Annotated in this window: 10 protein-coding genes and 1 pseudogene; 7 read left to right on the plus strand and 4 right to left on the minus strand. The window is 64.8% G+C overall.

Going from position 1 to position 14,531, the window contains the following annotated elements; genetic code table 11:
* The first annotated feature begins 88 nt into the window (after positions 1-88).
* The 4 genes from DBO33_RS26145 to DBO33_RS43060 all read left to right on the plus strand — a co-directional run bounded on the left by DBO33_RS26145 (position 89) and on the right by DBO33_RS43060 (position 8,192).
* A complete protein-coding gene (locus tag DBO33_RS26145; RefSeq protein WP_107657430.1) occupies positions 89-1,438 on the plus strand; it encodes an acyltransferase domain-containing protein in 1,350 nt (449 codons plus the stop codon).
* On the plus strand, positions 1,435-7,167 hold the full coding sequence (locus DBO33_RS26150) for a type I polyketide synthase (RefSeq protein WP_107657431.1): 5,733 nt from the start codon (positions 1,435-1,437) through the stop codon (positions 7,165-7,167). Before DBO33_RS26145 ends, DBO33_RS26150 begins: the two co-directional genes overlap by 4 nt.
* Positions 7,164-7,712, plus strand: a complete 549-nt coding sequence (locus DBO33_RS26155; protein ID WP_107657432.1) for an acyl-CoA thioesterase — start codon at positions 7,164-7,166, stop codon at positions 7,710-7,712. Before DBO33_RS26150 ends, DBO33_RS26155 begins: the two co-directional genes overlap by 4 nt.
* 165 nt (positions 7,713-7,877) lie before the next feature.
* Positions 7,878-8,192, plus strand: a complete 315-nt coding sequence (locus DBO33_RS43060; protein ID WP_159080532.1) for a hypothetical protein — start codon at positions 7,878-7,880, stop codon at positions 8,190-8,192.
* An 86-nt stretch (positions 8,193-8,278) separates the two neighbouring features.
* Here DBO33_RS43060 and DBO33_RS26165 read toward each other — a convergent pair whose 3' ends face one another.
* The 3 genes from DBO33_RS26165 to DBO33_RS44110 form a co-directional block, all read right to left on the minus strand.
* Positions 8,279-9,271, minus strand: coding sequence for a spirocyclase AveC family protein (locus DBO33_RS26165; protein WP_159080533.1), 993 nt, complete (start codon positions 9,269-9,271; stop codon positions 8,279-8,281).
* Between the two features lie 369 nt (positions 9,272-9,640).
* Entirely contained in the window at positions 9,641-10,639 is a 999-nt protein-coding gene (locus DBO33_RS26170; RefSeq protein WP_107657435.1) for an NAD(P)/FAD-dependent oxidoreductase, read from the minus strand.
* Between the two features lie 364 nt (positions 10,640-11,003).
* A complete protein-coding gene (locus DBO33_RS44110) occupies positions 11,004-11,663 on the minus strand; it encodes an NAD(P)/FAD-dependent oxidoreductase (RefSeq protein WP_234391041.1) in 660 nt (219 codons plus the stop codon).
* Between the two features lie 237 nt (positions 11,664-11,900).
* Between DBO33_RS44110 and DBO33_RS44470 the strand changes: the two genes are divergently transcribed.
* Both DBO33_RS44470 and DBO33_RS44115 read left to right on the plus strand, forming a co-directional pair.
* Positions 11,901-12,035 carry a hypothetical protein gene (locus DBO33_RS44470; RefSeq protein ID WP_267897895.1) on the plus strand — a complete coding sequence of 45 codons (135 nt, stop codon included), beginning with the start codon at positions 11,901-11,903 and terminating at the stop codon, positions 12,033-12,035.
* A gap of 12 nt (positions 12,036-12,047) precedes the next feature.
* The gene (locus DBO33_RS44115; RefSeq protein WP_234391042.1) at positions 12,048-12,245 is read left to right on the plus strand and encodes a hypothetical protein; all 198 of its coding nucleotides are present in this window, start codon (positions 12,048-12,050) and stop codon (positions 12,243-12,245) included.
* A gap of 15 nt (positions 12,246-12,260) precedes the next feature.
* On the opposite strand, the pseudogene DBO33_RS44775 reads toward DBO33_RS44115, so the two are convergent.
* Positions 12,261-12,410: pseudogene (locus DBO33_RS44775) on the minus strand (hypothetical protein); the annotation flags it as partial.
* 1,090 nt (positions 12,411-13,500) lie between these two features.
* On the opposite strand from DBO33_RS44775, the gene DBO33_RS26180 reads away from it, so the two are divergent.
* Positions 13,501-14,517: a spirocyclase AveC family protein gene (locus tag DBO33_RS26180; RefSeq protein ID WP_107657437.1), complete on the plus strand. Its 1,017-nt coding sequence runs from the start codon at positions 13,501-13,503 to the stop codon at positions 14,515-14,517.
* Positions 14,518-14,531: the final 14 nt, after the last annotated feature.

The following is a 14,531-nucleotide window of genomic DNA, read 5'->3' on the forward strand; positions in this document are numbered from 1 at the left end:
TCGCCGAGTAACTTTGCCGCCCAATGATCGCGTAACAGCTCACCAACTGTAGATATCGAGTTATCGATGGAGCGAACGAGGAGTGTTGATGGGTAAGCATGTCGTTATTCAGTTTCCGGGGCTGGGCGGTTACGTCCCGGGAGTTCTTGCCGATTTGGTCGCGCATAACTCGCAAGCCGGCGCGGTGCTGGCCGAGATCGACCAGGTGGCTGCTGAGTACAACCTGGGTCCGGTGTCGGGGCCGCTGAGCGACCCGGCAGGCCCGGCTATCGAAGAGCTCGCGCAAACCCCGACGTTGCTGCATTTGGCGTCGTTCGCTTCCGGCTATCTGCTCTATCAGGCGTTGCGTGAGAAGAGGATCGCCGGTGATGTGTTGCTCGGGCAAAGCACCGGCGAGATCACCGCGCTGGCCGCGGCGGGTTCGCTCACTGTCTCCGACGCCGCACGGGTGCTGTGTGAGCGCGAGGTGGCGTTGGATGGTGTGCGGATTCTGGGCGGGCTCGTCGCGGTGCGCGCCGGCGCGGCTCGCGCGCGGCGGCTGTGCGGTGCCGCCGGTGGTTGGTCGTTGACCGTCTCATTGTCGAATTCCCCTGAGCAGTCCGTGATTTCCGGGATCGAGCAGGATCTGCCGCGGCTGGAAGCGGTGGCGCGGGCCGCAGGGGTGCACGCGACTCGGTTGCTGGTGCGCTACCCGCATCACAATCCTGCTCTGCGTCCGGCCGCGCGCCGGGTTGCCGCGGCTACCGCCGCATTCTCGATCGTCGATCCGGTCGAACGAGTGTATTCCCCGATCCTTGGCCGTTTCGTGGTCGCGGCTTGCGACGCGCGTCGTATTGTCGATCGGCATCTGACAGATCCGGTGGACTACCTGGGCGCGATCCGGGTGCTGTACGACGAGTTCGGGGTGCGTGAATTCCTCGAGGTCGGTGCGCGTTCGGTCTTGACAGAGTCCGCCCGCGAGAGTCTGCCTGCCACAGTCGAACTGCGCGGTGCGCCACCGAACGCCCTTGCGGCAGAACAGATCCTGGACGCGCTGGCCGGGCAGCAGGTACCACAAGCGCCGGTGCGTGCCACGTCGCCCATCAACGGCTCGGCAGAGCAGACCCCCGAGCCGAGTTCGCACCTCGTCCCACCGGCTCCGCGTAACACCGCCGCGGCCGGAGCGGTTGGTCTGCCCGAGCGTTCGGAACTGTTGGCTCGCTTGCGCGTTACCTTCGCCGCGGCGCTCGGTTATCCCGAGGACGTCTTCACCGACGAAGCTCACCTCGAGGCCGACCTCGGCATCGCTTCGGTCAAGAAGACCGAGCTGCTGGTGCGCCTGCTCGACGAATATCGGTTGCCCACCCCGCCCGCACAGCTGCGAATGCGCGACTACACCACGCTGCCGAAGCTTGCGGGATTGATGGAACAGCTTGCTGCCGAGCAGGTCTCAGCATGACCAGCGCGCTGGACGGACCACACACGGCCGTCGAGCAGGGGCATATCGTCGTGCAGTTCCCAGGTCTGGGGGGATATGCGCCGGGCGTGGTCGGGCGATTGGTATCGGATGCGCCGAGCCTGGGCGCGATCCTCGGCGAGGTCGACCGGGCGGCCGCCGCCTACCGGCTCGGCCCGGTCTCAGTGCCGTTGCTGGCTTCGGATGGTCCGGCACTCGACGAACTGGCCGATTCACCGCTGCTGCACTTGGCTCCATTCGCGGCGTCATGTGTGCTTCTGCAGGCGTTGCGCGACAAGGGATTAGACGATGCCATCTTTCTCGGGCACAGCACCGGCGAACTGACCGCGCTGGTCGCAGCGGGGGCGTTGTCGATCGCGGATGCGACCGGAGTGTTGTGCGCGCGCGAAGTGGCATTGATCGAGGCCGGCGTACCCGGTGACCTACTTGTCATGCAGACCGACACCGCGCACACTGCGCAGCTGTGTGGCGCGTCCGGTGGTGCGTCGTTGGCCATCGCGGTGTCGAATTCACCGGAGCAGACAGTGGTTTCGGGGACAGACCCGCAGCTCGATCGGCTGGCCGAGGTAGCACGCGCCGCCGGTGTCCAGGCGACCAGGTTGTTCGTGCACTATCCGCACCACAATCGTCTCCTGGCACGAGCTGCGCGTCAGGCCGCCAGGGCGACCGCTGCCTATCATGTGACCGATCCCACCGCACGGGTGTACTCGCCGATTCTCGGTCGTTTCGTCGAGAATGCCGCGGACGCGCGTCGCGTCATAGATCGGCAACTGATCGATCCGGTGGACTACTTGTCTGCCGTGCGTGCGCTCCATCACCTCGGCGTTCGCCGCTTCGTCGAGGTGGGCGTGCGTTCGGTGCTGACCGAGTCGGCTCGCAGAGCCCTGCCGGCCGATGCCGCTGTGTGCGGTCCGCCGCCGAACGCCGCGGAGATCGTCGACGTACTGGCGCAAGGGGTGGGGTCGAAGCCGCACCCCCCGCGCCGTCACCACGACCATGGTGTGCATCCCGATCAGCCGGGCACGGTCGCCATCGTAGGCATCGGCATCGGTGCACCGGGAGTCAATGGGCCCGAGGACTTCTGGCGGATCCTGCATTCACCGACGAACGCGCTGTGCCTGCCCGAACATATCGACCTCACCCACTGGTTCAGCTCCGACCGATCGGCACCGGACAAAACCTATGCCGGTGTCGCGGGCTTTCTGCGTGGCTTCGCACCGCATCACCGGCTCGCCGAAGAACAGTCCCGAGGCCGTTGGGACGGCGCCGACGAGACCACGGTGTTGCTGCGCCACAGCCTGTTACAGGCCATGGACTCCGTCGTCATCGCTGCACAGGATCGATGCGGCGCCTACATCGGGGCACAACCGGGCGGGCTGGCGCTCGAGGATGCCATCTTGCTCGGCACCGCCATGGACGCACTCGGTTCACCCTCGGATGACGACAATCGGCTGTTGCGCAAGCACTATCGGCACGCACCGGCACAGACCGCTGAGGCTTTCCCCGACCGGATGGTGCGTGCGGCATGCCAGGACTTGCTGCCCGCCAACAGTGATGTGCTGGTGATCGATACGGCGTGCTCCTCATCGCTGTACACCATCGATCTCGGCGTCAAGAGCTTGCTGGCCGGCGAACGGGACGTGGTGTTCTGTGGTGGGGCCATCACCGGCTCGCGCCGGGATCTGGTCCTGTTCGCCAAGCTGCAGGGGCTGGCGCCGAATGGGGAAATCAGAGCGTTCGACCGCGGTGCCGCCGGGGTGCTGTTCTCCGATTCCTCGGCCGTCGTCGCACTCAAACTGCTCGACCGAGCGCGCGCCGACGGTGACGAAATTCTGGGCTTGCTCAGCGGTTTCGGCGGCGCGACCGACGGGCAGGGTAGCCTGGTCGCGACCTCACAGGTCGGCCAGCGCTTAGCGCTGGAACGCGCCCACACCGTCGATCCCACCGCCGCCGGCGCGGTCGAGTGGATCGTCGCGCACGGCACCGGAACTGTGCTCGGCGACGACGTGGAGCTCGAAACACTCGCCGACGTACCAGGGTCCGGCCAGTTGTGGTGCACCTCGAACAAGCCCCTGATCGGGCATGGCGCGTGGGCGGCCGGCGCGATCAATGTCATCCATGCGGTCCTGGCCATGCGGCACGGCGAAATTCCCGCCGAACAGTACTTCACCGCACCACGGGATGATGTGCGGTCCGGCCGCGTCACCGTGCCCGTCGCACCCGTGCCGTGGCCGGCGCGACCCGACCGGCGCCGAGTGGCCGGCGTGTGCGCGTACGGCCTCGGCGGCACCAACGCGCATCTGCTCGTCCAGGCCCCGGACCCTGGATTCGACCCGCCGCAATCGGCACGACCGCCTGCGGCCGGGCCGCACGACGATCCCATGGTGTTGGTCGGCACCGCGGTGCAGTTCCCCGGCGAGGCGTCCGACGCGCGGATTCGCCGCTGGCTGCGTGGCGACGAATCCGCACCGGCGCTGTCATTCGGCGCGGAGTATCCGCTGCCGCCGTTCAAGCAGCTACGGATGCCACCGGTCAGCGCGCGCAGCATCGACCGAACTCATCTGATGGCGCTCGCTGCCGTGGACAACTTCGTGGACGAGGCCGGCGAATTGTGGGACGAAATGCGGGACCGCACCGGTGTTTTCACCGCCCACACCGGTCCTAGTCGCTGTATGGCCGAGTACACGGTCCGGGCGGGCGCGGACGATCTGCGGGCCGCGCTGCCACAGACAACCGGCGACCGGCGGCGACTCGAAGACGAGCTGGCAGCGTTGTGTGCCCGTCTGCCCGAGGCCAACGACGCGAGCATGACCGGCCAGCTCACCAACATCATCAGTGCAACGGTGGTGAACCGGCACCGGCTCAACGGTGCGGCCATGAATATCGACTGCGGCCGCTCGTCCACCCAAGGTGCACTGCACGTCGCCGAACGCTACCTGTGCTCGGGTGAGCTCGATTTCGCGCTTGTCCTCGGCATCCACGGCAACAGCACCTCTCAGATGGCGGAACTGAGCGGCATCACGACCGAGGACCTCGGTGAAGCAGCGGTCCTGCTGGCGCTGACCCGCCGCTCGGTCGCCACCCGCAACGGCTGGCCGGTACGTGCGGTCGTGCGCACCGACGCGACCCGATCCGGGCAGCACTCCGGTCTCGCCGCTGCTCGAGGGCGCTGTTACTTCGGCGCCGAGGGCGCCCTCGCGGTGTTGCGCGCGCTGGACGGGCGCACAGGATCGGTCAGCTTGCGCAACACCGACTCCGCGCCCCACGTCGAGATCGAGCCACTCCCGCACCCCGGGACGCGCGCACCGGTTCCGGATCGTTCGGTCGTGGTGTGGCGCCGCCACGACCCGCACCCTGATGGCGTGCGACGCCCCGCGATCGAACCCGCCACACTGATCCTGACCCACCGTGCCGATCTCGCGCGCCAGCTGGAACCGCTTGCGCGAGCGGCTGATTCGTGGGTGCTGTGCACAGATCCGGTGGCTGTCGAAAGCGACCGGATCACCGTGGCCAACGGCGCGGGTCCCCACACCACCATCGAGTCCGCAGTCATGGGCGGTGACCTCGAGCATGTGCTCATCATCGCCTCCGTCCGCACACCGCAGGCCAGCTGGCCGGCCCCACCCTCCTCGGAACTGCTCGCCCTGCAGGAGTACGCACTGGCCGCCACCGCGGCCCTCGGTGAGTGCCCCGATCGCGACAGCACGATCCGGGCATTGCTACTGGATCCGTTGCACCGCAGCGTTATCCATCCACATCTCACGCTGATCACCGGATTCCAGCGCGGCTTGGCCCATGAGATTCCGAATCCGGTCTACGCGATCGTCACCGACGCCGAACTCGGCTCCGGACTCGATCAGCTCAGCACGGAGTCTGCTCAGCCGCGCGACCGGACCGTCGTGTATTACCGGCAAGGACTGCGATATCTCGAACAGCTTTGTCCCGCACCACTTCCCGCGGCTCGACAGGCTGGGCCGCTGCCGTTGCCGGACAATCCGGTGATCGTCGCGACCGGCGGTGCCCGTGGCGCCACCGCGGTGGTGGTGAAGGCCCTGGCCGATCGGGTCCACCCGTCCGTGTGGCTGCTCGGCACCACTGCGATCGCCGACCTGCCCGAAGACCTGATCGCGGCGGCCGACCATGAACTGATCCGGCTACGAGCCGAATTTCTCTCCAGGGAGCGCGAACTCGATCCCGCTGCCACGATCATCGCCCTCAACAAGCGCTTCGACGCCGCGCTGCGCGGCCGAGAAATCCACCGCACGCTGCGTGAGCTCGAGCGAACGTGCGGCGTCGGCAACGTCCATTACCTGATCTGCGATCTGCGTGACCGCGAACAGGTGATCAGAGCGGCGAAATCGGTGTACGCCCGGCACTCTCGCGTCGATCTGCTCATTCACGGCGCCGGGCGCATCCGGTCGGTCGCCACCGCCCACAAATCCCTCGCCGACTTCCAGGAAATCCGCGACATCAAAGTAGCGGGCTATCACCACCTCAAAGAGGCATTCGCAGACCCGGCGCCCGCGCTGTGGTGCAATTTCGGCTCCGCCACCGCCCTCATGGGCTGTGCCGGGGACACCGATTACGTCGCCGCCAACGAATACCTCTGCGCCGCAGCCGCATACGGTGCTGACGATACCGAGTTCACGCCGGCCTGGGGGCTGTGGACCGAAACCGGCATGGTGGCTCACCTGGCTGGGCAATTGAGCCGGGAACTCGGGCTCACCGGGATCGACAACGAGCACGGCGCGGATCTCATGCTCGCCGAACTCGCGACGCCACGCCCGCTGGACGCGGTCCCGATGTACGGCCTCGCGAATTCCTGGCCGCAGCAACATGACCCGGTCGAGGCGCTGCTGGGCGATTCGGACTCACCCGGCGTGTGGACCTGGCGGCCCGACTCTGTGCGCGACGCCTATCTCGGCGAACACCTCATCGACCGCCGACCGGTGCTACCCGCGGTGATGATGCTGGCGCTGGCCGCGGAGGCCGCGTTACGACGGCATCCCGCCTCGCACGTCACAGCGATGCGCCAGGTGCAGATCGAGGCACCGGTCTACACCGACGTGCCGGCAGCCGCGTGCCGGATTACCACCGAACGCGTTGTGCCCGGGACCATCCGGGTAGAACTGCGATCCGACGTTGTCACCCCGGACGGGCGGATCCTGGTTCGCGACCGGCTGCACTGCCGAGTCGATGTCGATGTCGCTGTCGGTGCCCTCCCGTCCGCGCCGCCGGCCGCACCCACATCTGTCATGCCGGCACTCGCCGAGGATCCGGCGGTCCGGCCCGATGTGTCCGCCCAGCTCTCCGGGGTCTGGAAAACCATGCATCAACCAGCAGCCGACCACGCCGGTGCCCGAGCCCGCTGCCGACCACATCCCGAGCCACACAGCGTATTCGCCCAGCTCCGGATTCCAGTGCTGTTGCTCGACTCCACACTGCGCCTGTTCGGCTATCCGCCCCAACCCGACGGCCGCCAGATAATGGCCGTGCCCATCGCCGCCGAACGAATCGACTTCTACACCAACGACACCGACGTCGTGCTCGCCGAACGCCTTCCGGCCGGCATCGACCTGTCCTACAACGCCACCGAACACCGGGCGATCGCCGCCGCCCACGGCCACGTCCTGCTGGCTGTCACCGGGTTGACCATCCGCACCGTCACCACCGTCCCAGCAGAAATCCCCTATCAGGAGTGGCGCCCATGACCATCACCGAGCAATCATCGACTCGATCACTCTCCCTCGATCCACCGGTGCAACAAGGCTCATTCACTATCGAGCACACGGTCACCGCCGGCGACACCAGCGCTGTCGGCCCGGTCTACTACGCACGCCTCATCGACTGGCAAGGGCACTGCCGTGAACGCGCCGGAATAGCAGGCGCACCCCTGTTCAGCAGCGACATCACCGGCGACTACGCCGTACTCACCCAGTCCTGCCACTGCGAATACTTCAAAGAAATCTCCTACGGCGACCTCATCGCCATCCGCCTCACCATCGTGTGGGTGCGAATGCACCTGATGAAAGCCGAATTCCGCTACCACCGCATCAATATCCCTGGTGAACTCGGCGGAGAACTTGTCGCCCGCGGCGAGCAAACCTGGGCCAGCACTCTTTTGGTCGACGGACACTACGAACCTTGCCCCTGGCCCCACGACATCGCCTCCTGCGCAGCCGAACTCGGAGCCGACATGAACCGCGCCCAGATACAGGACCCGCCCAACTACCTCGAGGCCAGGATCCGACGATGAACCCAAACTGGCGAATATCCCGTCGGGCCCTACCTCAGCACCACAGTGTTGCCGCCCAACTGTTTGGCCTGGTACATGGCGGAGTCCGCGCGGTAGAGCAGGCTGTAGCGTCGCGGTCCGATGTGCGGTACTTCGTTTTCCGCGGATTCGCTTACCGCGGCGCCGATGCTTGCGGTGATCGTGATCGGCAGAACGGACATCGACTCGAGCGCGCTACGTAGCCGCTCGGCGACGACGCCGCATGAGCGCGCGTTGAGCAGCCTTGTCAACCAGAGGATCTGGACGCTAGATCGACACGCACTGCGCGGCACGACCGTGCGTTTCACAGCGGGTCAGAACGACCGATGCGTCGCGGCTGCTTCGGGGTTGTATACCCGGGCTGTCGACTCCGGCTATTCGACCGACAAGGGAGATCGCCTGCTGCTCACCGCGATGGGCTCCGCGGAGATCGCGGGTTTCTATAATGCGTGGCTGCCGTGATCGCCACGATCCTGCTGACCCAAACCACATGACACCCTGCATCACCGCCCATGATTTCGGCGGTGGCCCACCCGACTGTGTAAGGGTCAGCGGAAGTGTGGTGGTAGGTCCGGGGGCAGGGCGCCGCCCGGGATCGCGATGAGTAGCCAGCCACCGACGGTCAGTGCCAGGACGCACAGGTTTGCCAGGCCACTGAGGGCCAAGGTCTGCACGTATGGCCGCACGCGGGCGGGAAGGTGGTTGATGCCTTTGAGTACCAGCGTGGCGTCGGGTCCTTTGGCGTGGTAGATCTGGCGGACCACCATCAGGATGCCGAACCAGAAGATCCCGATGATGACCGAGTGGTAGAGGGGGATCTGGTACCAGTGCCCCGGAAACAGGGTCAGGGCGGGTATTGCCTTGCGGTAGCAGTAGGCGCCGGAGGAGATCCAGCCGACTTCCATCAAGAAGTCGGCGATGATGCAGGCGACGAGTAGTGCGGCAATGTATCCGGCGTTGATGGTGATCGGCTTGCGTCGGAGTCGCCAGACCCAGTTGGTCGCGTATAACGCGATCAAGCCGAAGAAGATCCCGGTTCCGTAGGCGAAGCCGTCCACCAGGACGGGTTGTATTTTGTCGGCTGCGTCCGGTTGCGCCCAGCGGCTCGAGGTCGGGTAGTAGGTGGCCCACGTGGGCAGATACCAGGCCGCCGTCGTGTAGTGGGCGACTACTCTCGCGTCGATTACGGGCCCGTACAACGACTGGAGCAGGAAGGCGATGTAGAGGGAAGCATCGAAGGTGAGCCGTCGTTCGCGTAGACACTGCCGGATGACCCACACCGCAAGCCAGGCGCAGACGATGAAGATGGTCGCTTGGGCCGCCCAAATGGTGACTGTACGAATGGGGCTGAGCTGATAGTCGCCGCCTATGCGCAGGTGTGCGTTGCCCGCGGCTGCCCAGCGCGTGAGTGCATAGCCGCTGGTCGCGAGTAGGAGCACCCCCACCGCAGCCCAGTACACGACAGGCTGGGCAAACACCCGGCGGACGGTGGTCGGCCGCTCGGTCGGCCCGAGTGACACTGGGGCGGGGGGGCTGCTCATCGGTCCTCCATACGGTTGTGGTCTAGTCCGCGTCGACTTCGGCCGAGATGTTGCGTTCATGGGTTCACCAGGCGCGCACTGGGTTTCGCTGTGCTCGGGGTTCGGGGGTGGCGAAGCAGCGATGCGCCGAGTACGGCAGGATGTGCGGTCAGGTTCTGCACGGTGATGAATCGTCGATACAACTCGGGGTCCTCGGGTATTCGATCGACGATGTGGCGTACCAGGCGATGAACGAGGGCGGGGGCAGAGTACGGGCGCAGGGGGCTCCAGCCGATATCGCTGTAAGCGGCCAGTTGCCACGGGGTTCGCAATGTCGTTGGCACGGCGCGGCGGAACTTCGTGGTCAGTTGTGACCGGCGCTAATGGTGGTCAGTCCAGCAGCCGATCGAGTGTTTCGGCCTGCAGCGCCGCAACCGTCATACCGTGTCCGTAGATCGGGTTGAGAGTGCAGACCGCGTCGCCCGTGACCAGCAGCCCCTCGGGCCATCGCCGCATCGTGTGGTGCGGATGCCAAATGTTGTCCAGTGGTCCGTAACGGCGAATGGGCCCCGCGGGTTCGGCGCAGGTGATGACATCGAGCAGATCTTGGTTGTGCAGGCTGGCGACGTAGTCGTCGAATCCGTTGTCGTCGGTGGGCGGCTTTTCACCGTCGACGCCGATGAGAGTGACAAGAATCTTGTCGTGCTCGACTAGAACCGCCGCGCCGCCGCAGCGGCGGTCGGGGGCATAGGTCAGCTGGACGGTCAGCGACCATGCCGGTTGGCATGCGGGAGTACGTCGGTACGCTCTAGTCGTGTAGACCATCTGGGCGCGAATCTTGCGCGGCGGTTCTTGTCCGTCCAGCTGTTTGGCCAGCCGAGATGCTCGGCCGCTGGCATCGATCACCAGCTCGCCGGACCAGAGGTTGCCGCGTGCGTCCTGGATGCCGGTGACCGCTCGATGGTCATCGGTGGTCAGTCGATCCGCTCGGACCCCGTCGACGAGTTGTATACGGGGGTGGGTGAGGATGCGTTGGCGGAGTATATGTTCGAGTTCGGGCCGCGAAAGCGCATGGTAATACACCGGCGCGGCGACCTGTGGCGCCCATCCACCGGGGAATCGGACTCGGGCGTGCATGCCGAATTCGAAGACGCGTCCACCAGCCTGCTCCCGGGCGACACCGAGCCCCGGCAGTAGCCGTTCCAGAGTCTCGGCGCCGCGATGCAACAGCGCGTGGGGGTGATGGTCCTGTGGGGTGCCGCGACGGTGAGTAGCGTTGCCCGGCAACGGGTCCTGCTCGACCAGGAGGACTTGCAGTCCGTGCCGAGCCAAGACGTGGGCGGTGAGTAATCCGGCGATCCCGGCGCCGACGACGATAGCTTCACGCATCGGCACGACTCCCCACGGCCGGCTCGGTGGCCCGCGGCGTGAACCCCATGCTTGCCAGGTCCGTGTTGGTCGCGACCGCGGCCCGATCCTCGAGAACAGATCGCTGATACAACATGCGGGCTACCAACATCATCAACTCCTCTTCGATACAGCGATATCTGTGGTTCGATTCGAGCCGCCGCGGTCGCGGGAAAGAGCCCGGTCCAGGGCCAGGACCTATTGCTACAGGCCCTCCTACAGGCGCCGGGGTTTGCGTGCCTATCCGCACTGTTACGCATTGCAAATTGGTTGGGAGATCCTGGCCCAAATATGTGGTATAGCCAGCGCTCCCCGAGGAACCCCATAGAGTAACGGCGCCAGGTACCTACGAAGTCGAAGCCGTTCTGAACTCTGGCCAAGGAGGCCGATGCAGCAGCGACTGGGTCAGCAGCCTTGGGCTCAGGAGTGCCCGGGGAGGCTTGGTCAGGTGCAGGACCTGGATGAGAGCGTCCTGTGCCCGCGCATCACGTGTTCCGGCTGCGAGGACACCATCAAGGTAGTCGGCGAGCAGAGATTGTAGGGAACTGCGGGGCAGCTCAGCGCAATTCTGATAACGAAGGTCAGCGGTTGTAGCCATCAGCCATGGCGTCCGGTATACGGCACCGAGCCGACGGTGGACGCGGTAAGCAAATCCCTGGCGGGTGAGCGTGTCTGTGGCGAGTTGTTTACTCAAGGCCCGTGCGCTGAGGGCTGCCACGGTTATGCCCTGCCCGTAAATGGGGTTCAACGTGCACGCAGAATCACCGATCGCAATTACATTGGCGGGGAGTTTGGACGCGTGTTCGAAGTAGAGTCTTCGGTTGATTGTGGAGTTGCTGCACACCACGGCCGTAATCGGTTCCGCGGCAGAGAGTACGTCTGCGAATTGGGGATTTGGCAGCGACTGCGCGAAGGCGAGAAAGGTATCGTCCGATGGTTTCGGACAATGGCTACCGGCACCGTAGAGAGTAACGATCCAGTCGCCGTTTTCGGTGGGCGCGATCATGCCGCCACGTGGAAGGGTAGGGCTTGCCAGGAGATAGAACACCGTCCACGGGGGTGCGGCAAGAGGGGGACGAAATCGCCGCGTCGCATAACGGAATCGAGCGTCCACCTCAACACGGGGGACGGGAGGGCAACCAATTGTGGCAAGCCATGTCGTGAGGCGCGAGCCGCGTCCGGTGGCGTCAACAACCATGTCCGTCGCGATTTCGCTATATGTGTTGGAGTCCAGATCACGAACTTGGACAGCCGTGACTTGTTCTACGGTGCCAGTCAGACCGAGCGCTTGGTGCCGGGTGAGGTGCCGGACGGTTGGGCGGGCGAGCACGCGTTCTCGCAGGACGGTTTCCAGGAGTGGGCGACTCGCTCCGACTAGCGGGATTCCCGCGTGGAAGCGGACTCCTTCACCAAAGATACTGGCGAGCAGAAGGTCACCACCCAGGTCGATGCGGCGGCCACCTCGGCGGCAGACCTCTGCGGCGAATCCGGGCACAAGCAGTTCCACGGCCTGGGTACCACGGCCGAGAAGGCCGTGCAGATGCGCGCCTTGGGGAACGCCTTTCCGCTGCACCGCGTCATGAGGTAACCGGTCGCGGTCTACGAGCAGCACTCGAACACCCCTGTCGGCGAGAACTTGTGCGGCCAGAAGGCCCGCGAAACCGGCGCCAAGGACGGTCACATGCGGTAATGCTGCCGACCGAGTGCTGAGAAGGAGTGGCATCGGGGCGTCTTTTCTGCCTGCCTCGGTCATCGCATCTCCTTCTCATCCTTGTATGGCGATTTGATGGACGACGTCGGCATTCTTGCGCTCGCAAGCCGGGGGCCCTCGATCGGGTTCTTCTTGGCATGGTTTTTGTGGCGCTACCGCAGTTGGTCATATGTGTTGCGAGATTTGCTGAAGTGGGACGGCCCCTGCTGGGCCGAGACCGAAAATGGGCATGTCCGTACTGCCATTCGGGTGCATGCAGTAATGTGTTCGCCGAAGTAGTTCGGCCTGGTCATTTCTATTACGATCGAGGTCGTGGAGCGTATGCTGCGTATCCTGTTCGTCCTGCTCAAATGATGTGATCAACATGGCGTCACATATCCGTGGGATGAATTAAGAAATCGACGATGGTGGCGTGCCGGGTGAATTCTTGGAAACTTGGCGACCTCGTCTTTCAGTCTAATCGACCCGTCGGCCAGCTTTGCAACGAGCGTGGGACGTCCATTTTGCGAGAAGCTGGGTCCCGATAAACGGAGGACTCCGCGTGCCCACTGATAGACCGTTCCAGCACACAAAATTATTTGGGCTCCCGGCCCGAATGCGTGGTATACGCGCGGTGCGACCCGCCAACTAGATGAGTCCTACGTCGAGTCGCCCGAACGAGCGGTTCCGTATTGGATCCAAGAAACGCGAGGAAACGATATCCAATAATAATTGAAGTCGGTGCCGCGGTGATGCATCATCCTTACATCACTGCGGCACTCAACGACGCTCCGGTAGGGGCGTAGCACTGGCGCAGTATGCGGCATGAACAGCACCTTCAGAGCCTGGGCCCGGCACCGTCGACTGGCCTGTGCAGCACCGATTGTCGAGGTGTTCAACATGCCGCGTACACCACCAGCACTCGCTACCCCGGCCATGCTTGCGCGCACCGGCCGGCCACCGTCGCTACAGCCGATACCCGCCGAACCACCGGGAGCCGGTGGCCCGGCAGGCGAGGCCGAAGGGCTTCACCGACCCCCACTCGCACACGTTCTCCAGCACCGGTTTCTGGAAGCGGAGGCCCAGCAATGAGTACGAGTGCGATTTCGGGCACTGTCCGCACCTCGTAGCGTCACCTCCCAGGCAGGACGTCATGATCAGCAACCCGAATCCCCCCGACCTGACCGGTCGTGCGGCCGTCACAAAACCCTCAACCGCTCGACGGTGGACAACTCCGCTGGCGTTGTGGGCCGGCTTCGGCACGATCTTCGTCGTGTTGCAGAGCATCGTGTGGATCCGGGTGCTCGTCGGTGGTCTCCATCGTGTGAACTACCCCGCCGATGAGCATCAGATCTCGCCCGTTCGCGAATTCCTGCTCCGCACAGGCGAAGTCAGTGTCGGCATCCTTGTGGTCGTGATGATTGTGTTCATCGGGCGCAGCGCGTGGAAGAAGCGGGAAGTCAGCTTCGACATGGCGATCTTCCTCGGCTGGATTCTGGCGATCTGGCTCGGACCGTTCTACAACTACAAACATTCGGTCAACGGAACCTTCAACACCCATGCGATCGCTGTCCCGAACTGGGGACCCTACATCCCGGGCTGGGACCCACCGCAGAGCGGAATGCTGGTAGAGGCGGTATTCGCGGGAGCGATGCTGGCGTACCCCGCGATGATCCTGTGGTATTGGACGCAACGGTGGACGACGATGCCGATCCTGCTCCGGAACCGCCACTGGGGGCGGCTCAAAGTGCTTGCAGTGCTCGCGATTTCGGGAACGCTGGTGGAGCTCTTCTACGAACTGGTCATCGTCTACGTCCTCACCTTCTACTACTTCCCGACCCAGCGGGCAGGCGCCTCGCTCTTCGGCGGCCACTGGTACCAACTGCCCTACGCCGTTCTGATACCCGATGGTCTGCTGCTCTCGACTCCGATGACCTACATGTTCTACCGCGCCGTCACGCAAAATCGCGAGATCCATCTGTTCCGGGGCAGTGCGAGTTTCGCTCCGATTCCCCGTACTTGCCTACGCATACTCGCCGGCGCCGGCCTGATGAACTTCGCGTGGGGCACATGCATACTCGCGATCAACCTCGCCGCGCTCATCTTCGGCACAGCGCCGGCCCCCTCCGACACCCCCGACTTCCCCCCGTTCGGACCCGGCGACCTGTAACCCCCGCCATGGCA

The sequence above is a fragment of the Nocardia suismassiliense genome (assembly GCF_900269665.1).
GTDB lineage: Bacteria > Actinomycetota > Actinomycetes > Mycobacteriales > Mycobacteriaceae > Nocardia > Nocardia suismassiliense.